At 68.5% G+C, this 20,620-nt stretch carries 22 protein-coding genes; 15 read left to right on the top strand and 7 right to left on the bottom strand.

Annotated features, from left to right (window positions below; all coding sequences use genetic code 11):
- Positions 1-76: 76 nt before the first annotated feature.
- From AU197_RS11815 to AU197_RS11805, 3 genes are all read right to left on the bottom strand, one after another.
- Positions 77-1,318 carry a glycosyltransferase family 4 protein gene (locus AU197_RS11815; RefSeq protein ID WP_064402841.1) on the bottom strand — a complete coding sequence of 414 codons (1,242 nt, stop codon included), beginning with the start codon at positions 1,316-1,318 and terminating at the stop codon, positions 77-79.
- A gap of 100 nt (positions 1,319-1,418) precedes the next feature.
- Positions 1,419-2,951, bottom strand: coding sequence for a 1,4-alpha-glucan branching protein domain-containing protein (locus AU197_RS11810; protein ID WP_064402840.1), 1,533 nt, complete (start codon positions 2,949-2,951; stop codon positions 1,419-1,421).
- A complete protein-coding gene (locus tag AU197_RS11805; protein ID WP_064402839.1) occupies positions 2,948-3,718 on the bottom strand; it encodes a class I SAM-dependent methyltransferase in 771 nt (256 codons plus the stop codon). The genes AU197_RS11810 and AU197_RS11805 overlap by 4 nt, the downstream gene beginning before the upstream one ends.
- Before the next feature lie 195 nt (positions 3,719-3,913).
- On the opposite strand from AU197_RS11805, the gene AU197_RS11800 reads away from it, so the two are divergent.
- From AU197_RS11800 to mnmA, 8 genes are all read left to right on the top strand, one after another.
- Positions 3,914-4,705: an electron transfer flavoprotein subunit beta/FixA family protein gene (locus AU197_RS11800; protein ID WP_064402838.1), complete on the top strand. Its 792-nt coding sequence runs from the start codon at positions 3,914-3,916 to the stop codon at positions 4,703-4,705.
- Positions 4,706-4,749: 44 nt separating this feature from the next.
- Positions 4,750-5,706 carry an electron transfer flavoprotein subunit alpha/FixB family protein gene (locus AU197_RS11795; RefSeq protein WP_064402837.1) on the top strand — a complete coding sequence of 319 codons (957 nt, stop codon included), beginning with the start codon at positions 4,750-4,752 and terminating at the stop codon, positions 5,704-5,706.
- Between the two features lie 195 nt (positions 5,707-5,901).
- Positions 5,902-6,645, top strand: a complete 744-nt coding sequence (locus tag AU197_RS11790) for an SDR family oxidoreductase (protein ID WP_064402895.1) — start codon at positions 5,902-5,904, stop codon at positions 6,643-6,645.
- Positions 6,642-7,313 carry a nitroreductase gene (locus AU197_RS11785; RefSeq protein ID WP_064402836.1) on the top strand — a complete coding sequence of 224 codons (672 nt, stop codon included), beginning with the start codon at positions 6,642-6,644 and terminating at the stop codon, positions 7,311-7,313. Before AU197_RS11790 ends, AU197_RS11785 begins: the two co-directional genes overlap by 4 nt.
- A 95-nt stretch (positions 7,314-7,408) precedes the next feature.
- Positions 7,409-8,260 (top strand): GNAT family N-acetyltransferase, encoded by an 852-nt coding sequence (locus tag AU197_RS11780; protein ID WP_064402835.1) that lies wholly within the window; start codon positions 7,409-7,411, stop codon positions 8,258-8,260.
- Entirely contained in the window at positions 8,257-9,081 is an 825-nt protein-coding gene (locus tag AU197_RS11775) for a lysophospholipid acyltransferase family protein (protein WP_064402834.1), read from the top strand. The genes AU197_RS11780 and AU197_RS11775 overlap by 4 nt, the downstream gene beginning before the upstream one ends.
- 44 nt (positions 9,082-9,125) lie before the next feature.
- A complete protein-coding gene (locus tag AU197_RS11770) occupies positions 9,126-10,322 on the top strand; it encodes a cysteine desulfurase family protein (RefSeq protein ID WP_064402833.1) in 1,197 nt (398 codons plus the stop codon).
- Positions 10,322-11,389, top strand: coding sequence for a tRNA 2-thiouridine(34) synthase MnmA (gene mnmA / locus AU197_RS11765; RefSeq protein WP_064402832.1), 1,068 nt, complete (start codon positions 10,322-10,324; stop codon positions 11,387-11,389). The genes AU197_RS11770 and mnmA overlap by 1 nt, the downstream gene beginning before the upstream one ends.
- Here the strand turns inward: mnmA and AU197_RS11760 are convergent, their stop codons facing one another.
- The gene (locus tag AU197_RS11760) at positions 11,390-12,034 is read right to left on the bottom strand and encodes a sensor domain-containing protein (protein WP_064402831.1); all 645 of its coding nucleotides are present in this window, start codon (positions 12,032-12,034) and stop codon (positions 11,390-11,392) included.
- 60 nt (positions 12,035-12,094) lie between these two features.
- Between AU197_RS11760 and AU197_RS11755 the strand changes: the two genes are divergently transcribed.
- From AU197_RS11755 to AU197_RS11740, 4 genes are all read left to right on the top strand, one after another.
- On the top strand, positions 12,095-13,105 hold the full coding sequence (locus AU197_RS11755; RefSeq protein WP_064402830.1) for a uroporphyrinogen decarboxylase/cobalamine-independent methonine synthase family protein: 1,011 nt from the start codon (positions 12,095-12,097) through the stop codon (positions 13,103-13,105).
- Between the two features lie 81 nt (positions 13,106-13,186).
- On the top strand, positions 13,187-13,681 hold the full coding sequence (locus AU197_RS11750; protein WP_064402829.1) for an SRPBCC family protein: 495 nt from the start codon (positions 13,187-13,189) through the stop codon (positions 13,679-13,681).
- On the top strand, positions 13,678-14,010 hold the full coding sequence (locus AU197_RS11745) for an ArsR/SmtB family transcription factor (protein ID WP_064402828.1): 333 nt from the start codon (positions 13,678-13,680) through the stop codon (positions 14,008-14,010). Before AU197_RS11750 ends, AU197_RS11745 begins: the two co-directional genes overlap by 4 nt.
- A 123-nt stretch (positions 14,011-14,133) precedes the next feature.
- The gene (locus AU197_RS11740) at positions 14,134-15,003 is read left to right on the top strand and encodes a hypothetical protein (protein ID WP_064402827.1); all 870 of its coding nucleotides are present in this window, start codon (positions 14,134-14,136) and stop codon (positions 15,001-15,003) included.
- Here the strand turns inward: AU197_RS11740 and AU197_RS11735 are convergent, their stop codons facing one another.
- Both AU197_RS11735 and AU197_RS11730 read right to left on the bottom strand, forming a co-directional pair.
- Positions 15,004-16,608 carry a 4-coumarate--CoA ligase family protein gene (locus tag AU197_RS11735; protein ID WP_064402826.1) on the bottom strand — a complete coding sequence of 535 codons (1,605 nt, stop codon included), beginning with the start codon at positions 16,606-16,608 and terminating at the stop codon, positions 15,004-15,006.
- A gap of 38 nt (positions 16,609-16,646) precedes the next feature.
- Complete coding sequence (locus tag AU197_RS11730; RefSeq protein WP_064402825.1) at positions 16,647-17,048, bottom strand: MmcQ/YjbR family DNA-binding protein; 402 nt, start codon at positions 17,046-17,048, stop codon at positions 16,647-16,649.
- A 79-nt stretch (positions 17,049-17,127) separates the two neighbouring features.
- On the opposite strand from AU197_RS11730, the gene ligA reads away from it, so the two are divergent.
- Both ligA and AU197_RS11720 read left to right on the top strand, forming a co-directional pair.
- Positions 17,128-19,212 (top strand): NAD-dependent DNA ligase LigA, encoded by a 2,085-nt coding sequence (gene ligA / locus AU197_RS11725; RefSeq protein ID WP_156434388.1) that lies wholly within the window; start codon positions 17,128-17,130, stop codon positions 19,210-19,212.
- 82 nt (positions 19,213-19,294) lie between these two features.
- Positions 19,295-19,549: a metallothionein gene (locus AU197_RS11720; RefSeq protein WP_064402823.1), complete on the top strand. Its 255-nt coding sequence runs from the start codon at positions 19,295-19,297 to the stop codon at positions 19,547-19,549.
- Positions 19,550-19,583: 34 nt separating this feature from the next.
- Here AU197_RS11720 and AU197_RS11715 read toward each other — a convergent pair whose 3' ends face one another.
- Positions 19,584-20,249 (bottom strand): ACT domain-containing protein, encoded by a 666-nt coding sequence (locus tag AU197_RS11715; RefSeq protein ID WP_197415515.1) that lies wholly within the window; start codon positions 20,247-20,249, stop codon positions 19,584-19,586.
- 71 nt (positions 20,250-20,320) lie between these two features.
- Here AU197_RS11715 and gatC point away from each other — a divergent pair, with 71 nt between their 5' ends.
- Positions 20,321-20,620 carry an Asp-tRNA(Asn)/Glu-tRNA(Gln) amidotransferase subunit GatC gene (gene gatC, locus AU197_RS11710; protein ID WP_064402822.1) on the top strand — a complete coding sequence of 100 codons (300 nt, stop codon included), beginning with the start codon at positions 20,321-20,323 and terminating at the stop codon, positions 20,618-20,620.

The following is a 20,620-nucleotide window of genomic DNA, read 5'->3' as shown; positions in this document are numbered from 1 at the left end:
GGCCTGTTCTGAGCCGAACACACAACGCCACTGGCGGGGATCAAACCGTGATCCCCGCCAGTCGGCACGTCTACCGTCAGCGGCCGGGCAGGGCGTGTTCGATGATCGGGCGACGCCGATGTGGTTCGCGCTCACGGCGTTTGGCGGCCAGGTACACCTGAGCGGTCTCCTCCGCGATCGTGTGCCATTCGAACTGCGAGGTGAGCCGCTCGCGGGCGGCGATCGCCCGCTGCTGGGCGGCCTGCGGGTCATCGAGCACCGAGCGCACCGCCGCGGCCAGGGCCGTGACGTTGCGCGGCGGATAGGAAGCCCCGGTTTCGCCGTCGATGACCGCCTCGCCCAAACCTCCGACATTCGAGGTCACCAAGGGGATTCCGGTGGCCGCGGCCTCGAGCGCGACGATGCCGAACGGCTCGTAATGGCTGGGCAGTACGGCCGCGTCGGCGGTGTGCAACAGGTCCACCAGCGCGTCGTGGTCGAGGTGTCCGACGAACGCGGTCGCTCTGAGCACCTTGTGCTTTCGTGCCTGCTCGACAAGCCAGTCCAGCTGGGTTCCCTCTCCGGCGATCGTCAGCGTGGTACCCGGGTGGGTGCGCCTGATGCGGGGGAGCGCGGCGATGGCGTCGTGGATGCCCTTCTCGTACTCGAGCCGACCCAGGTACAGCAACCGGGCCGGACCGGTGCGCTCCTTTCGCTTGGCGAACGGCCAACGGCCACAGTCGATTCCGTTTCGGATCACGTACGACTCGGCCAGCCCCGGCCCGAACAGCTCCGAGACCTCGTCGCGCATCGACGCCGAACAGGTGATCAACGAGTCGGATTCGCGCACCAACCAGGATTCCACCGCGTGAACCTGTCGGCTGATGCGACCCGACACCCATCCGGAATGTCTACCGGCCTCGGTGGCGTGGATCGTGGATACCAGTGGCACATCGAAGAATTCGGCCAGAGCGATCGCCGGATGCGCGACCAGCCAGTCGTGTGCGTGCACGACATCGGGGCGCCAGGGACGGCCGCGTCGCGACTTCAGCGTCAATCCGGTGCGGACCATTGAATGGGCCATCGCCAACGTCCAGGCCATCATGTCGCTACCGAAATCGAACTCGTGCGGATCGTGCGCCGCGGCGACCACACGTACGCCTTCGGCGATCTCGTCGCTGGTCGGATGCGTGCCCGCATCGGTGTTCGACGGTCGCCGGCTCAGCACGACGATCTCGTGGCCCGCTTCGGCCAGCGCGGTGGCCAGGTGATGGACGTGTCGGCCGAGCCCGCCGACCACGACCGGCGGATACTCCCACGACACGATGAGGATTTTCACGGTCGCTCACCTCGGTGCGAGCGACCGCACAGTGGTGTGGTTTCGCGGCGTGTCGGTGTGCAAACACGGTCGCTCGCAGCTGACACAGAACGGCTCGGGGTCATCGCGGTAACCGCCGCGCGTCGAGCGCGCCGAACAGACCGTCGGCGCGGTTCCAGCCTTCGGCGAGACGCTGGGCGTGCTCGTGGCGACCGGACGCCGCGGCGTCGGCGATCTCGCGGGTGGCGTGGGCGTGCAGATGCGCACGGTAGCGGGCGTAGTCCGCGGCTGAATCCTTGCTGACCATGAACGGCCAGTCGCTCGAGACGGTCAGCAGCGTCTCGCGCAGGATCTGGTCGGCGACGAAGTTGCGTGCCGGCGAAGCGTCGGTCTCGCCGAGCGCCTTGTCGACGGTCGCCAGCGCGGTGTCGACGACCTCGGTGTTCAACTGCACCAGGTCGGCGACCTGCTCACCGGCCCACACCTGCCAGTCCTTCCCGGAACCCCAAGAGCTGGGCGGCAATTCGACGGGCGAGCCGACGAAACCGTCGGCCTTGGCGTCGCTCAGCGTGCCGACCCGCACGCCGGCCTGCGGCAGCGCACGAAGAACCCGTTCGAGCCAGACCGGGCCCTCGTACCACCAGTGGCCGAACAACTCGGTGTCGAAGGCGGCGATGACGTATGCGGGACGCCCGATGCGTTCGCTCTCGTCGCACAGTCGTTGCCGGACCACTGCGACGAAATCGGCGACGTGGCCGTCGATCGCGCGGTCGGCGCGCTCGGGGTCGTACGGCGCCTTGGCCTCCGACGGCACATTCCGGCCGGTGACCCTGGCCGGCTTGAGTCCGGTGGTGTGGTCGTAGGTGTGGAAGTCGCGGTAGGCGGAGTGACCGGGGTATCCGGATTTCGGCGACCACACTCGATAGCTGACTTGCAGATCCCTACCGAAGGCGATCACATCACTCGATGCGACGGGACGGCCGAGCGCGGTGTCGCCGTGCAGGGACGGCCCGTCGACCATGAAGTGGCCGACACCCGCTGCGGCGTAGTCGTTCTCCATGCCGGGTGCATATGCGCATTCGGGGGCCCAGATGCCGACGGGTGTGTGCGCGAACCGCAAGCGGGCGTCGGCGAGCCCTTCGCGCAGCGCGAATTCCCGCAGCCTCGGGTTGAGCAGCGGCTGGAACGGGTGCGCGAGCGGACCGCCGAGCAGTTCGATGGTTTCGGCGTCGATCACCTCGCGCAGCAGGGGACTGCCGCCGTGGGCCCACAGCGTCGCGAAGTCGTCGAGGGCCTGGTCGGCCTCGGCGTGCTCGCGGACGCCGAAGTGTCGCAGCGGATCACCGAGAGTTGTTGCTTCGAGCGCGCGCAGTTGCCAGTTCGCAAGCCAGTGGTGCATGCCCGTCAGGCAGTACGGGTCGTCCAGTTGCGCGGTGACCACCGGCGTCATGCCCAGCGTCAGCTGGTGGCGACGGCCTTCGGCGGCCAGCGTGCGCAGCACCCGCAGCAGGGGCAGGTAGCACGCCGACCATGACTGATAGAGCCACTCCTCGCCGACGGGCCAGCGACCGTGATGAGCCAGCCAGGGCAGGTGGGTGTGGAGGACGAGCGTGAAGAGGCCCGGTACGGGGTCGGCGGGCTCCGGGGAAGTCACGACCGCACCGCGATCGCGACCAGATCGAGGCTGTCGTCGATGTTTCGATCGCGCGCGTCGACCAGATCGAAGTCGTCGCTGCGCACGGACGCCACGTCGGCGAGCAGGTCCTCGGGCCACGGCGCATCGGCCAGTGCCCGCGCGATCTGGGCGTCGATGATCGATCCGCCGTGTCGGGCGTCGAGTTCGGCGAGCCGCTGTCCGTGGAAGACCCCGGACACGCCCTCGACCGCGAAACCTTCCGTGGTCAGAAGTTCGGTCAGCTCGCCAGCGTTGAGTTCGCGGGTGTGGAACGGGTTGATCGGCGTGTCCCGGCCGGGGGAGAACGTGATCCGGTTCGGCGTCGACATCAGCAGCCGCCCGCCGGGCCGCAGCACACGCAGGCATTCGCGCACGAATTGCCCCTGATCCCAGAGGTGTTCGATGACCTGGAAGTTCACGACCACATCGACCGAGCCGTCGGCGAGCGGCAACTCCGCCAGGTTGCCGTGGCGCATGTCCACCCGCGGATAGCGCGCACGTACGTGCGCGACCGTCGACTCGTCGTAGTCCAGGCCGATCACGCGGCGGGCCACGTCGGCCAGCAGGTTGGCCCCGTACCCCTCGCCGCAGCCGGCCTCGAGCACGTCGCGATCCGCGCAGCGGTCGGCCATCTGCTCGTAGACCACCTCGTGGCGGCGGAACCAGTAGTTCTCCTCCGCCAGTCCCGGAACCGTGCGCTCCCCGGTGAGGGGGAGGTCCGGTCCATCAGTAACAAAAGCGCTCATTGGAAGGCAGGCTAACGTGAAACGGCCCACAGACGAATGGTTCACCCCCTACGTGCTGCTAGAACACGAACTTCGACCCGCTACAGTGTTCCTGCGAACCGCCACAAGTTACCCGCCGGTAACATGGTGGTTGTTGCTCAGAGCGTGATATTGCGGGCCGACCATCGGTCCCTTCGAGGAGGACGAACCAGACTCATGACGAACATCGTGGTCCTGATCAAACAGGTCCCTGACACCTGGTCGGAGCGCAAGCTCACCGACGGCGACTTCACTCTCGACCGCGAGGCCGCCGACGCGGTGCTCGACGAGATCAACGAGCGTGCCGTCGAGGAAGCGCTGCTCATCAAGGAGAGGGAAGGCGGCGAGAGCACCGTGACGGTGCTGACGGCCGGCCCCGAGCGCGCCACGGAGGCGATCCGCAAGGCGCTGTCGATGGGCGCCGACAAGGCCGTGCATCTGGTCGACGAGGGCTTGCACGGCTCGGACATGGTGCAGACCGGTTGGGCTCTGGCGCGTGCGCTGGGCACCATCGAGGGCACCGAACTGGTCATCGCCGGCAACGAGGCCACCGACGGCACCGGCGGCGCGGTCCCGGCGATCATCGCCGAGTACCTGGGCCTGCCTCAGCTGACGCATCTGCGGAAGGTGACCGTCGAGGACGGCAAGGTCAGCGGTGAGCGGGAGACCGACGACGGGGTGTTCTTCGTCGAGGCGGCGCTGCCCGCCGTGGTCAGCGTCAACGAGAAGATCAACGAGCCTCGCTTCCCGTCCTTCAAGGGCATCATGGCCGCCAAGAAGAAGGAAGTCACCAAGCTCACGCTTGCCGAGATCGGCGTCGAGGCCGATGAGGTCGGCCTCGCCAACGCCGGCTCCAAGGTGCTGTCGTCGACGCCGAAGCCGCCGAAGACCGCCGGCGAGAAGGTCACCGACGAGGGTGACGGCGGAACCAAGATCGCCGAGTACCTGGTCGCTCAAAAGATCATCTAGAGCCGAACACCGAGACTGCGAAACAAGAGACGAGAGAAGAACTCATGGCTGAAGTACTCGTGCTCGTTGAGCACGCCGAAGGTGCACTGAAGAAGGTCACCTCGGAGTTGATCACCGCGGCTCGCAAGCTTGGCGAGCCCTCGGCCGTCGTCGTCGGCGCGCCGGGCACCGCAGAACCGCTCGTCGACGGCTTGAAGGCCGCCGGCGCGGCCAAGATCTACGTCGCCGAGTCCGACGACGCGGAGAACTACCTGATCACCCCGCAGGTCGACGTGCTGGCTTCCCTGGTGGAGTCGGCCTCGCCCGCCGGTGTTCTGCTGTCCTCGAACGCCGACGGCAAGGAGATCGCCGGCCGGTTGGCGGCGCGCATCGGTTCCGGTGTGCTCTCCGACGTCGTCGACGTCAAAGACGGTGGTGTGGGCGTTCACTCGATCTTCGGCGGTGCGTTCACCGTCGAGGCCGAGACCACCGGTGAGGTTCCGGTCATCACGCTGCGCGCGGGATCCGTCGACGCCGAACCCGCCGACGGTGCGGGCGAGGTCGTCAACGTCGAGGTGCCCGGCCAGGCCGAGAATGCGACGAAGATCACCAAGCGCGAGCCCGCGGTCGCGGGCGACCGCCCGGAGCTGACCGAGGCAACGGTCGTCGTCTCCGGCGGCCGCGGTGTGGGCAGCGCCGAGAACTTCAGCGTGGTCGAGGAACTGGCGGACTCGCTCGGCGGTGCCGTCGGCGCGTCCCGTGCCGCCGTCGACTCCGGCTACTACCCGGGCCAGTTCCAGGTGGGTCAGACCGGCAAGACGGTTTCGCCGCAGCTGTACATCGCCCTGGGCATCTCCGGCGCGATCCAGCACCGCGCAGGCATGCAGACGTCCAAGACGATCATCGCGGTGAACAAGGACGAAGAGGCGCCGATCTTCGAGATCGCCGACCTCGGCATCGTCGGCGACCTGTTCAAGGTCACGCCGCAGCTGACCGAGGCGGTCAAGGCTCGTAAGGGCTAGTTTTTTCGCGCACGAGGCCCCCGGACGCTGTCCGGGGGCCTTTTGCGTGCCGCGAGCGCTCAGCCATGCCCAGCCGCGGGCCGGTGGGCGTACAAGGGTGAGCGCGGGGCGTTCGGGACTACGGACTTTCAAGGGTTCGGTCACCGCCACCGGAGTGCCAGTGTGGTGATGACAGGCACGAGGAAAGGTTCCGAGATGAAGATCACCGTGATCGGCGCGACCGGACTCATCGGTTCGAAGGTGGTTTCGCTGCTCACCGCGGGAGGCCACGAGGTGGTCGCCGCGGCCCGCTCCACCGGCTTGGACGTGCTGACCGGCGCCGGGGTGGCCGACGCGGTCGCCGGCGCGGATGTGGTGATCGACGTGACCAATTCGCCATCGTTCGAGGACGACGCGGTCATGGACTTCTTCACGCGGTCGACGACGAACCTGGTACGCGCCGCGGCAGCCGCTCGGGTGGGTCACTACGTGGCGCTGTCCATCGTCGGCGTCGACGGCCTCCCCGAAAGCGGTTATCTGCGGGCCAAAGTCGCGCAGGAGCGGATCATCAGAAACTCCGGGTTGCCGTACAGCATCGTGCGCGCCACGCAGTTCCACGAATTCGCCGAGGCCATCACCGATTCGCTGAGTGACAACGGCGAAGTGCGGGCACCCGATGCGCTGATCCAGCCGATCGCGGCCGACGAGGTCGCCGCCGAGGTGGCCCGCGCAGCCGTCGCGGCCCCGAGCCAGGGCCACATCGACGTCGGCGGCCCCGACAAGATCCCGTTCGCCGAGCTCGCCGGTGCGGTGCTGGCCAAACGCGGTGACGAGCGGCCCGTCGTGATCAGCACCGAAGCAACCTATTTCGGCACCCCGCTGGACCAGCAGAGCCTGGTGACCGGCGAGGCCGCCGTCATCGCCGGGACGCACTTCGCGGATTGGCTGGCGCGACGATGACCCCCGCAGTGCCCGAGAGCAGCCTGGACCGGGTCATCCGGGAGCGGCACTGCACACGAAAGTTCCTGCCCGACAAGCCCGTACCGCGTGAACTACTCGAGGAGGCACTCGAGCTGGCGATGCGTGCACCGTCGAACTCCAACATTCAGCCGTGGCGCCTGTTCCTGGCCACCGGCGCGCGTCGCGACCAACTCGTCGAAGCCCTGCTGGGCCGCGCTTCCGCCGGTTTTCCCGCGACCATGGGCATCCCGGAGAGTTTCGCTCCCCTCCGGCACGAACTGGGCGCGTTGGTCTATGGCTCGATGGGGGTGGCCCGCGATGACGCCGAAGGACGGCGTCTCGCACAGCTGCGCAACTTCGAGTTCTTCGGCGCCCCGGTGGCGGGAGTGGTCTGCATGCACCGTGATCTCGGACACGCCGACAGCCTCGCGGTCGGGATGTTCCTCCAGACGCTGGTGCTGGCACTGACCGAGCGCGGTCTCGACACCTGTGTTCAGGTTTCGGTCGCGCACTTCCCGGAGGTACTGCGCGAAGAGCTGGACATCCTCGCAGAGCTGCGGGTGCTGTGCGGACTCGCGATCGGGTACGCCGACCCGGACTTCCCGGCCAACCACGTGCGCACCCCCCGCAACGCGGTCGCAGACAACGTCGTGGCGTTGCGCGACTGAGCGCTCGGCCAGGCGGGGCAATTCGTCATTTGGCGCTCATCGACACGTCATGCATCAGATGCCGCCCGGAGAGGCGGCTGGGCGACCGTGCAGCCATGAGCACTGCTTCTGTACTCATCGCCCCCGAGGAGATCGACCGCGGCCGGACCGGTTCTGCAGGGCCCGCCCCGCTCTACACCCTGCTGCTGACGACGGACGCCACGCTCATCGAGGCGGCGCAGCGGCTGCGCCACGAGGTGTTCACCGCTGAGCCCGGATTCGCGCTGGCCGGTTCGGCCGGCGGTCTGGACGCCGACCGCTTCGACGAGCACTGCGACCACCTGCTGGTACGCGAGGATGTCACCGGCGAACTCGTCGGCTGCTACCGGATGCTACCGCCCGCGGGTGCCATTGCCGCCGGAAGCCTCTACAGCGCAACCGAATTCGATGTACGCGCATTCGATCCACTGCGGCCGGGACTGGTCGAGATGGGCCGGGCTGTGGTGCGGGCCGATCACCGTAACGGAGCCGTCGTACTGCTGATGTGGGCCGGGATTCTGGCCTACCTCGATCGCTGCGGGTACGACTACGTCACCGGCTGCGTGTCGGTGGCCGTCCACGGACCCGACGGTTACCCGCCGGGCGCACAAATCCGCGGAGTCCGCGATTTCGTCCGTCGTCGCCACGCCGCGCCGACGCTTTACACCGTGCACCCGTACCGGCCGGTGACCGTCGACGGCAAGGTGCTCGACGACATCGACCCGCCGGAGCGGCTCGCCATGCCTGCGCTGATGCGTGGTTATCTGCGGCTCGGTGCCCAAGTGTGCGGTGAGCCGGCGCACGACCCCGACTTCGGTGTGGGCGACTTTCCGGCGTTGCTCGACAAACGCCGGGCCGACACGCGCTACCTGCGCAGGCTGAGATCCGTGGAGGCCGCCGCCGCGGTGACCGGGGGGAGCGCATCGTGAGCACCCCGGGCACCTGGGTGCCGCGCGCCTCCTGCGATGCGAGTTGCGTCGGGGCGGGGCGTTCGGGACGCCGGATGATCGTCGCCTGCCGTGCGGCGGTACGGGTCACCTCGGCCGTGCTGCTTCTGCTGCTGGCGCCGATGCTGGCCGTTCCGGCCCCTGGCAGATCCCACCTCCAGCGCAGCTACTGCCGGCTGCTGCTGTACTGCCTGGGTGTGCGGACCAGGGTGTCCGGAGCCCCGATCCGTAACCTCCGCGGTGTTCTGGTGGTCACCGGCCACATTTCCTGGGTTGATGTCTTCGTGGTCGGCTCGGTGCTGCCGGGCCGGTTCGTCGCCAAATCCGAGCTCGTCGGCTGGCCCGGGCTCGGACTGCTGGCCCGACTGCTCAAGGTGATCCCGATCGAGCGATCGAACCTGCGGCGCCTGCCCGAGGTGGTCGGCGCCGTCACCCGCAGTCTGGGTGCGGGCCATACCGTGATCGCGTTCCCCGAGGGCACCACCTACTGCGGACTGGCGTACGGCCGCTTCCGTCCCGCCATGTTCCAGGCCGCCATCGACGCAGGCCGGCCGGTCCAGCCGTTGCGGTTGGCGTACCACCACCCCGACGGCGCCGCCTCGACCGTGGCCGCCTACGTGGGCGACGACACACTGATCGCCTCGATCCGGCGACTGGTCACCACGAAGCGCACGGTCGCGCGGGTGCACGTGGTGTCGCTCCAGCTACCGGGAACCGACCGCCGCGACCTGGCGTATCGCTGCGAGACCGCGGTGCGGGGCGATACCACCACACACGCGTCGGGTCACGCGCTCGTGGCCTGAGCGGATCAGGGGAGCCGTGGTTCGACGGCTATTCTGGACTGGTTATGACCTCGGATCAGCCGGTCTACCTCGATCACGCCGCCACCACCCCGATGCACCCTGCTGCCATCGAGGCGATGACGGCCGCGATGGCGACGGTCGGCAACGCCTCGTCGTTGCACGGCACGGGCCGCACGGCGCGGCGACGGATGGAGGAGTCGCGCGAGACGCTGGCCAATCTGCTGGGCGCCCGCCCGTCGGAGGTGATCTTCACCGCGGGCGGCACCGAGAGCGACAACCTCGCGGTCAAGGGCATCTTCTGGGCCCGTCGCCATGCCGATCCGCGCCGCAGGCGGATCGTGACCACACCGGTCGAGCACCATGCCGTGCTCGACTCGGTCCAGTGGTGCGTCGAGCACGAGGGTGCCGAGGTGACCTGGTTGCCCGTCGAGAGGGACGGTTCGGTGGCGCCGGCGGCGCTGAGGCAGGCGTTGCAGGACCACGGCGACGTGGCTCTGGTGTCGGTGATGTGGGCCAACAACGAGGTCGGGACGATCATGCCGATCCCCGAACTGGCCGCCGTGGCAGCAGAATTCGACGTGCCGATGCACAGTGATGCCGTGCAGGCCGTCGGCCACATCCCGGTCGACTTCGCCTCAAGTGGGCTGTCGGCGATGAGCATCGCCGCCCACAAGTTCGGTGGCCCCACCGGGATCGGTGCTCTGCTGCTGCGCCGCGACACCGCGTGCGTTCCGCTGCTGCACGGCGGCGGCCAGGAGCGCGACGTGCGCTCCGGCACACCGTATGTGGCGGGTGCGGTCGCGATGGCCGCGGCGGCGCGGGTCGCGGTCGAAGGGCTCGAGACGAACGGCGCGCGGGTGTCGGCGCTTCGTGACCGCCTGATCGAAGGTGTGGTGGCAGCCATCGACGACGTCGAGGTGAACGGCGCGGCGGGAGCCGCCCGGCTGCCCGGCAACTGCCACTTCACCTTCCGCGGCTGCGAGGGTGATGCGTTGCTGATGTTGTTGGACGCCAAGGGGATCGAGTGCTCGACGGGGTCGGCCTGCACGGCCGGCGTCGCGCAGCCCTCACATGTGCTGATCGCGATGGGCGCCGACCCGGCGAGTGCACGGGGCTCGCTGCGACTCTCGTTGGGACATACCAGCAGCGAGGCCGACGTCGAAGCCGCGCTCGCGGTGCTGCCCGCTGCGGTCGAACGGGCCCGGCAGGCCGCGCTGGCAAGTTCGGGAGTGATCGAGTAGTGCGGGTACTGGTGGCCATGAGTGGCGGTGTGGACTCCTCGGTCGCCGCCGCCAGGATGGTCGACGCCGGCCACGATGTCGTCGGTGTCCACCTGGCGCTGTCACCGTCTCCGGGCACACTGCGCACCGGCTCGCGTGGCTGCTGTTCGAAAGAGGACGCCGGCGACGCGCGTCGGGTCGCCGATATTCTCGACATCCCTTTCTACGTCTGGGATTTCGCGGACAAGTTCAAAGAGGACGTCATCGACGACTTCGTGTCGTCGTACGCCCGCGGCGAGACCCCGAATCCGTGCGTGCGCTGCAACGAGCGGATCAAGTTCTCCGCGTTGGCCGCTCGCGCGCTGGCTCTCGGTTTCGACGCCGTGGCCACCGGACACTACGCGCGGCTGTCGGACGGTCGACTGCGCCGGGCGGTCGATGCCGCCAAAGACCAGTCGTACGTGCTCGCGGTGCTGACCGCCGCGCAGCTGCGGCACGCGGTGTTCCCGGTCGGCGACACCCCCAAGCCGCAGATCCGTGAGGAGGCAGCGCGTCGCGGGCTCGCGGTCGCCGACAAGCCGGACAGCCACGACATCTGCTTCATTCCCAGCGGTGACACCCGTGCGTTTCTCGGGGCCAGGATCGGCGTGCGACGCGGCTCGGTCGTCGACGCCGCAGGCACGGTCCTCGCCGAGCACGACGGCGTGCACGGATTCACGGTGGGACAGCGCAAGGGTCTGGGCATCGCCGGACCGGGGGCGGACGGACAGCCGCGCTATGTGACGGGGATCGACCCGCAAACCGCGACCGTGCGGGTCGGTGGCGCCGAGGACCTCGACGTGTGGACCCTGACCGGTGAGCGGCCGGTCTTCACCTGTGGTGTCGCCCCTTCGGGCCCGGTCGAATGCCAGGTGCAGGTCCGCGCGCACGGTGGCCTCGGAGACGGCGTGGCCGAACTGCGCGACGGCCGGATCGTCGTCGAGCTGCGCGCGCCCCTGCGCGGGGTGGCTCCCGGGCAGACGATGGTGCTGTACCGCCCCGACCCGGCCGGCGACGAGGTGCTGGGCAGCGCGACGATCACCCGGTAGCTATCCGGGAACGTTGGCCAAGATGTTGGCCATGACGATCTCGGGCACCGACTCGGGGAACCGGCACGCGGTCACTTCCACCAGCACGACCGACTTCACGCGGTAGTCGCGGCCGCAGTCACCCGACGGCCGGGTCTGCAGAGTGTCGGTGCCCACCCTCCACTCGCCGACGAACATCGGCCCCAAAGGCGTTGCGCCACAACCGTCGACCAGGGTGACAAGCGAGTCGAACGCCCGCCGGGCCGCAGCCGTGTCGCGATAGGCCGCAGCACCCTCGGAGATCAATCCACCCTCGGGTGGGTGCTGGAACGTGGTCTTGTGGAACTCCTCGACGTCGGGCCCGAAGACCTGGGTCTCGGCGAAGATCCATTGACACTGCAGGGGAGTGGTTTCGGCGAGCGGATCGATGTCGACCGGGATCTTGCCGTCCATGGTCGGGATGATCGTGAGATCCTCGCCGGCGCCGGTTATTGCGCGCATCTGCGACTGGTCGAGCATGATGGTCTCCACGTCGACCGGCGACAGCGACCCGTCGTCGATGCCGGGTGTCGCCCGCAGCGCGTGCCCGTCGACGACCTGCGTGCATCCCGACGTGATCGCGACCGCCACGCACCACGGCGCGAGCGACCGAAGCGCTGCGGGCATGGCCTGTCCTTCCCCAACCCTTTTGAGATGAGACTAGCCCGATCGAATACTGTCGAACGAGTGAGTGCTTTCGCCGCAGCCACGGGCATCGGGTCCTGGCCCGGAACGTCGGCGCGCGAGGCTGCCGAGGTCGTCGTCGGAGAACTGCAGACCTTGCCGCATCTGGTGGAACTGCCGAACCGCGGCGTGGGCGCCGACATGATCGGTCGGGCCGGCGCGATTCTGGTCGACATCAGCATGGACACCGTGCCTCGCGGATATCGGATCGCGGCGGGCCGTACTGCGGTGCTCAGACGGGCGAAGAGCCTGCTCGAGGAGGACCTTGACGCGCTCGAAGAAGCCTGGGAGAAAGCGGGTTTGCGCGACGGTGGTCGCACGGTCAAGGTGCAGGCGCCGGGTCCGGTGACGTTGGCGGCGCAGCTCGAGCTCGCCAACGGTCATCGCGCGCTGACAGATTCGGGCGCGGTGCGCGACCTCACCGCCTCGCTGGCCGAAGGGGTAGCCGCGCACTGCGCGCATGTCGGTCGCAGACTGGACGCGGCGGTCGTCGTCCAACTCGACGAACCGCTGTTGGCCGCTGCGCTCGAAGGCCGGCTGACCGGGGTGACGAGTTTGACTCCGGTGCACGCCGTCGACGAGGCGGTGGCGATCGGCTTGCTCGACGAGTGTGTCGCCGCGGTGCGCGTCCCAGTGGCCGTGCACAGCTGCGCATCAGGTGTGCCGTGGAATGTGTTGCAGCGCAGTCGTATCGATGCAGTTTCCGTTGATGTGTCCACTCTGGTGACCGATGATCTCGACGGTGTGGGGGAGTTCGTCGACTCCGATCGCACGGTGGTGTTCGGCGTGGTGCCGTCGACGGCGCCGCAGAGCCGTCCGTCGGCCGAGGAGATCGTCAAGGCCGCGGTGTCGCTGACCGACCGACTCGGTTTCGCCCGATCCGTGCTTAAGGAGCGGGCCGGTATCTCGCCGGCATGCGGTCTGGCGGGCGCCACCGCCGAGTGGGCGCGCACCGCGATAGCGCTGGCGCAGAAGGCCGCGGACGTCTTCGCCGAGGACCCCGACGCGGTCTAGCCCCCTGGAGAAAAAGAGCAACCAAAAGGTTGCGCTTGGCGCTGACGACGTCTAACTTCAGAAGCAACCAGGAGGTTGCATATGAGTAGCGATCGGATCGAGAAGCAAGTTCTGCTGAAGGCACCGCTCGACCGCGTCTGGCGGGCCATCAGCGACGCCGACGAGTTCGGCCAATGGTTCGGGGTGCGTTTCGACGGGCCCTTCGTGGCCGGCACCTCGATCACCGGCGTCATGACGCCGACGGCGGTCGACGCCGACGTCGCCAAGCAGCAGCAACCGTACGCCGGCACCGCCGACCCATGGCACATCGAGGCGGTCGAACCGCCACGACGACTGGCGTTCCGCTGGCACCCCTACGGGGTCGAGGAAGGCGTTGACGTCTCCGAGGAACCGACGACGTTGGTCGAGTTCACGCTCGAAGAGGTGGCCGAGGGTGTGCTGCTGCGCATCGTCGAGTCCGGGTTCGACGCACTACCCGCGCACCGCCGGTCGTCGGCCTTCGAGGGCAACAGCGAGGGCTGGGCCACGCAGACCGAACTGGTGCGCAAGTACCTCGCCGTCAGCGAGGCCGTGTGAGCGCATCGACGGCGGATGCGCCGCTGTCGTCGTTCTTCAACGCCCTGGGTGATCCGAACCGCCTGCGCATCGTCACCCGGTTGTGCGACGGAGGGCCGTGCTCGACCAGCGAAGTCGCCCAGGTGATACCGGTCAGCCGGCAAGCAACAACCAAACACCTGCTGCTGTTGGAGTCGGCGGGCCTGGTGAGCAGCGAGCGCAGTGGCCGCGAGCGCATCTGGCGGATGCGGCCGGCACCTCTTGTCGACGCCGGCGAGTATCTGGCGAGGCTGTCGCAGCGGTGGGACCGCGCCATCGACCGACTGCGTGCGCACGTCGAGGATCAGTGACGAGACGCTTCCCTTGGCAATTTGCGGCGTTCCTGCTCGACACCTCGTATTGCGGGCCTACCCATGCGAGAATGCTTCGCAGGCGGCGTTGCTCGCCTTTGCCGAGAAGGGAATGGTGTCCGGATGAATCCGCGCCTCGCCGCAGGTGCCGGCGTGGTGTCCGTATTTCTCCTGGTGAGCGGATCGGGTGCGGCATTCGCATACGCCCACCCCGGTGACTCGCGCGGATCCGATCGGGGACACAGTGCCGATCGCGGCGGCAACCATGGCCGCGGATCCGCCAGCGGCAAGCACGACAACGACCGTCGCGACGTCAAACGTCCCGCCGGCAGCAAACGGAGCGAGGGCACCAACGGGCCCGGCGCGGCTCCGGAGTCGCGAGTCGGATCGGGCCGCGAAGACCTCGCGCAGCCGTCGTCGAGTAACCGGTCGGCCGCTGCTGCCGGCCCTGAATCGGCCAGTCGCGCCGCGCCGCCCGACGCATCGGCCAGCCGCACAGCATCGTCGAGTCGCGCGGCCACGCCTGACGCATCGGCGAACCGGTCGGCCGCCGCGGCGCCTCCCGTCGAAGCGCCCGCGGCCATCGCGGTGACGGGTGGCCCGGTTGCCTCTGGCGGCTCCGGTGCCGCGAATGCGCCGGCCTCCGCGTTCGAACCGCCCCAGGTAACGATCGGTAACGGGCGCGCCCCGCAGAGCCGCTACCCGCAGACCGAAACCCGTTGGCCGTCAACAGAACTCCCAGCGCCGGGAGCGGTACCGGCGCTACCGGTCCTTCCGCCGCCGCTCTCGCCGACCCCGCTGTCCCCGACTCCGTTGGACGCAGTGGCCACTCCGCCCGCGGCGGTGCGCCAGTTCGTCGTCGCGCCCGGCGCAGGGACCAGCGACCCGCTGTGGGGTCTGGCCGGGTTGCTGCTGATCCCCGTCGCGGGCGCCGCGCTGGGCTACCGGCAGGCCCGCGCGGCGCAGGCCGCGGAACGGATCGGGCGATCCTGATCAGCCGCGCAGATCCTTGCGCAGGATCTTGCCGGACGCCGACTTCGGCACCGCATCGATGAACGCCACCTGGCGGACCTTCTTATAGGGAGCCACCTCGCCCGCGACGAACTCGATCACCTGCTCCTCGGTCAGATCGGCTCCAGATCGCTTGACCACGAACGCCTTCGGCACCTCTTCACCCTCGGCGTCGACGACTCCGACGACGGCTGCGTCGGAGATGTCGGGGTGGCTGAGCAGCACGGCCTCCAGTTCGGCGGGTGGGACCTGGTAGCCCTTGTACTTGATCAGTTCCTTGAGCCGGTCGACGATGTAGACGCAGCCGTCGGCGTCCACCTGTGCGAGGTCACCGGTGTGCAACCAGCCCTGGTCGTCGATGGTCTCCTTGGTGGCCTTCTCGTTGCCGAGGTAACCCGCCATCACGTTGGGGCCCTTGAACAGCAATTCGCCGGTTTCGCTGAGACCCTCTGTCGGCGGGTCGATCTCGTCTCCGGTTTCAGGGTTGACGATCTTGGACGCGGCGTTCGACACCGTCCAGCCGACCGAGCTGAGCGGGGCCTCCATGTTCATCTCGTGCCGGCCGCCGTCGAACGGCGTGATGTGGCTGACGGGGCTGAGCTCGCTCATGCCGTAGCCCTGGACCACGCGGCAGCCCAGACGTTCGGCGACGGCGTGGCCGAGGTCGGCGTCCAAGGGGGCAGCACCCGACATGATGACGTTCAGCGAGGACAGATCGAAGTCGTCGACCAGCGGATGTTTGGCCAGCGCGACGGCGACGGGCGGCGCGATGAACGCGATGGTGCAGGCGTGGTTGGCGATGTTGCCCAGAAAGTCGCCGAGATCGAAGCTCGGCATGATGACCAAGCGGGCCCGGGCGTGCAGTGCCGCGTTGAGCAGCACGGTCATCCCGTAGATGTGGAAGAACGGGAGAACGGCCAGCACGGTGTCGTCGGCGACCATGCCGTGCAGCGGGCGGATCTGGGCGACGTTGGCCACCAGGTTGCGGTGGGTGAGCATGACGCCCTTGGGGTTTCCGGTGGTCCCCGAGCTGTAGGGCAGCACCGCCAGGTGCGACGAGGGCGCGAAGCTCACCCGCGGCGGCGGGTGGCCCGGACCCATGAGGTCGGCGGCGTTGGGATGCCCGTCGGCGGCCAGGCCGGGGCCGTCGAGCACGACAAGTAGGTCGTCGGCAATGCCGACCGCCGCCGCCGCTTCCTCGGCATGGGCCAGCAGCGGCGACACCGTCACGAGCATTTTGGCGTTCGAGTCGGTCAACTGCTTGGCGATGTCCTTGGCCGTGAACAACGCGTTGATGGTCGTGGCGGTCGCACCCGCACGCAGGATGCCGTGGAATGCGACCGCGAACCCGGAACTGTTCGGCGAGAGCAGGCCGACCACATCGCCGACCCCGATCCCGCGCCCGGCGAGCGCGCCCGCGAACGCGTCGATGCGCGCGATCGTCTCGCGGTAGGTCGTCTCCCGCCCCGACTTCGCGTCGACGAGCGCGACGCGGTCGAGGTCGTCTTCGGCGATACCACCGAACAGGTAGTCGTAGACAGTGGTGGACGGGATGTCGACCTCGGGGAAGGGGCTCGCGAAACTCATCGCGTCTCCGATCGATTCATGGCCTCTCGGCTACCTGTTCAGACTTCGTCGAGTTGTTTGACGAGTTTCCTGGGCGCTGTCAACCGAAACGACGCATCGATCAGCTCTCGCACCTCGTCCCAGTCGAGGGTCCCGGCCGACAGGTCGAGCCCGAGCCACCCCGACGGTCCGAGGTAGGCGGGGCAGAAGATCCGGGCGTCCTGCAGCAGCGCCCGTCGTTCGCTCTCGTCGACCTTGACCAGGATCGACTGCGGGTACTGGAGGTAGTCGCCCTTGGTCGGCGGTTTGACGCTGCCGCCGTACATGGCGAACATCTTGACGGCGAAGAAGGCGGGCCGTCCGTGCGAGACCTTCTCGTAAGCCTCGGGGTACGCCAACGCCGCAGCCCGGACCCGCGCCAGAACCGGGTCGTCGTCGCGGAACATGATCGGGTGCGGCATGGGGTCAGGGTAACGGTGCGGCGCTGTCGGGCCGCTCGGTTAGCCTGCGAAGGTGACCTCCAAGGGTGCGGAAGACGCGCTGGCCGCACAGGCCGACGACGCCCCCGACGCCGACGTGCGTCGCCGCTGGCAAGAGCTCGCCGACGAGGTGCGTGAGCACCAATTCCGCTACTACGTGCGTGACTCACCGATCATCACCGACGCCGAATTCGACGCGCTGCTTCGCGAACTGGAGGCCCTCGAGGAGGACCATCCCGAACTGCGTACCCCGGACTCACCGACCCAGTTGGTGGGTGGGGCCGGCTTCGCCACCGACTTCACCCCCGCCGAGCACCTCGAGCGCATGCTCAGCCTGGACAACGCGTTCACACCCGACGAGCTCGCGGCATGGGCGGGGCGGCTCAAGGGCGAGATCGGCCCAAACGTGCTGCAGGACGCGCACTTCCTGTGCGAGCTCAAGATCGACGGGGTCGCCCTGTCCCTGGTGTACCGCGACGGCCGGCTGGAGCGGGCGGCCACCCGAGGTGACGGCCGCACCGGTGAGGACGTCACGCTGAATGCCCGCACCATCGGCGATATTCCCGAAAAGCTCAGAGACAGTGACGAATTCCCGCAGCCGAAGGTTCTCGAGGTGCGTGGCGAGGTGTTCTTCCGGGTGGCCGACTTCGAGGAACTCAACGCCGGCCTGGTCGCCGACGGCAAGCCGCCGTTCGCCAATCCGCGCAACAGCGCGGCGGGCTCGCTGCGGCAGAAGAACCCGGCCGTCACCGCGCGTCGCAAGCTGCGGATGATCTGCCACGGTGTGGGCCATGCCGAGGCCTTTCGGCCCAAGACGCTGCATGACGCCTATCTGGCACTGGCGGCCTGGGGGCTGCCGGTCTCCGAGCACACCGCCCAGGTCAAGGGGATCGACGCTGTCACCGAGCGCATCGCCTACTGGGGCGAACACCGCCACGACGTCGAGCACGAAATCGACGGCGTGGTGGTCAAAGTCGACGATGTCGCGCTGCAGCGCAGGCTCGGTTCCACATCCCGGGCGCCACGCTGGGCCATCGCCTACAAGTTCCCGCCCGAGGAGGCGCAGACCAAACTGCTCGACATCAAGGTCAACGTCGGGCGCACCGGCCGGGTCACGCCGTTCGCGTGGATGGAGCCGGTCAAGGTGGCCGGGTCGACGGTCAGCCAGGCCACGCTGCACAACGCCTCGGAGGTCAAGCGCAAAGGCGTGCTCATCGGCGACACGGTGGTCATCCGCAAGGCGGGTGACGTGATTCCCGAGGTGCTCGGCCCGGTCGTCGATCTGCGCGACGGCTCCGAACGCGAGTTCGTGATGCCGACCCACTGTCCCGAGTGCGGAACCAAGCTCGCGCCCGCGAAGGAGGGCGACGCCGACATCCGCTGCCCCAACACCCGGTCCTGTCCAGCGCAGTTGCGCGAGCGCGTGTTTCACGTCGCCGGCCGCGGTGCGTTCGACATCGAGGGACTGGGCTACGAGGCGGGTACGGCTCTGCTGCAGGCCGGCGTCATCACCGACGAGGGCGACCTGTTCACGCTGACCGAAGACGACCTGCTGCGCACCGACCTGTTCACCACCAAGAGCGGACAGCTGTCGGCGAACGGGAAACGCTTGCTGGCCAACCTGAACAAGGCGAAATCCCAGCCGCTGTGGCGGGTGCTGGTCGCGTTGTCGATCCGGCATGTCGGGCCGACGGCGGCCCGAGCCCTGGCCACCGAGTACGGCAGCCTCGACGCGGTCATGGCCGCTTCGGAAGATGAGCTGTCGGTCGTCGAAGGTGTGGGTCCGACGATCGCCGCCGCGGTGACGGAGTGGTTCACCGTCGACTGGCACCGCGCGATCGTCGACAAATGGCGTGCCGCGGGCGTGCGGATGGCCGACGAGCGCGACGCCAGCATCGAACGCACATTGGAGGGGTTGTCGATCGTCGTCACCGGGTCGCTGACTGGCTACTCGCGTGACGAGGCCAAAGAGGCGATCGTCGCGCGCGGCGGCAAGGCGGCCGGCTCCGTATCCAAGAAGACCGCATACGTGGTCGCAGGCGATTCCCCGGGGTCCAAGTACGACAAGGCCGTCGAACTGGGGGTGCCGATCCTTGGTGAGGACGGTTTCACCCGGCTGCTGGAGAACGGACCCGACGGGATCTGAGGTCGCTGCCCGACTGGGCGCCACCGCGTTTGTGCGACCCGCCCACCGGGCACTCGACTGGGCGAATCGACAAGGAGTTGTGATGGCGATCTGCGATACCTGTGGCAACGACTACGACAAGGCGTTCACCGTGACATGGCCGGACGGCCACAGCGCGACGTTCGACAGCGTCGAGTGCGCGGCTGTACAGCTGGCCCCGGAGTGTGCGCACTGCGGGTGCCGAATCCTCGGGCACGGCATCGAAACCGAGGAAGCGATGTTCTGCTGCGCGCACTGCGCCCGAAAGGACACCAACGCCGACGTCAACGACCGCTGGCCGGTACCTGCCGGCGGTTGACGAGTTCCGTTCCGGTGCAACGGTTTCGTCGCGGTCAGCGCAGAATCGTCGCGACGATCCCCGCCAGGTAACCCAGCCTGGCGACCTCGGACGGCCGGAACAGCGGCCCGCCTGGCCGGCCCAGCACCACCGCGGTGCGCGGGTCGCCGAGGGGGGCGGCGGCCAGCGTGGTCGCCATGTCGCGCCACACCTGCGGCACCCACGCGGCGTCACCGTCGAGCGCCTCGGCGTGGTCGAGCGGCAGCCACGGCGTCTCTTTGACCTGGGTCTCGGGCGCCCCGGAGCTGCCGACCAGACGTTGCGGCCCGTCGTCGGTCAACCGCACGACCGAGGTCCAGCCCACGCGCAACACCCGAGGCGCTTCGTCGGCGAGGACCTGCAGCTTGCTGTTGCGGGGCGCAGCCGCGATGTGGTCGATGAGTTCGAGTTCGCGGTGCGCCTCGAGCAGCCCGGTGTGCGGACGGATGGAGTCGACGTAGACACCTTTGATCTGCTCGGCGGCGGTGATCAGCATGTCGGGCATCGCGCCCGCGGGCAGCTCGACGACCAGATCGTCGACGGCGTAACCGGCCGACCGCTCCACCACGTCGAGCGACAGAATGTCGGCGCCCACCGACCCGAGCGCCACGGCCAGGGAGCCGAGGCTGCCGGGCCGGTCCTCTAGCTGGACCCGCAGCAGGTACGTAGGCACGCGCAACACTGTTGCACAGAGCGCCGGGGTGGGCATTCCGGCCTCGGCGGCCGCAATCGTGATGACTAGGCTTGCTTGTCGTGTCGCAGATCTCCCGAGACGAGGTAGCCCACCTGGCGCGCCTGGCCCGCCTCGCGCTGAGCGAAGACGAGCTGGACAGCTACGCCGGGCAGCTGGACGCCATCCTCGGTCACGTCAGCCAGATTCAGTCCGTCGACGTCGAGGGGGTCAAACCCACCGGCAACCCGCTCACCGACGTCAACGTGTTCCGGCCGGACACGGTCGAGCCGTGCCTGACGCAGGAGGAGGCGTTGGACCAGGCGCCCAAGGCGGCCGAGGGTCGGTTCGCGGTGCCGCGGATCCTGGGGGAGGCGCAGTGA

This window comes from Mycobacterium sp. IS-1590, assembly GCF_001500025.1.
GTDB lineage: Bacteria > Actinomycetota > Actinomycetes > Mycobacteriales > Mycobacteriaceae > Mycobacterium.
The sequence above is the reverse complement of the archived record's forward strand: the minus strand, read 5'-3'. Positions and strand labels throughout refer to the sequence as shown.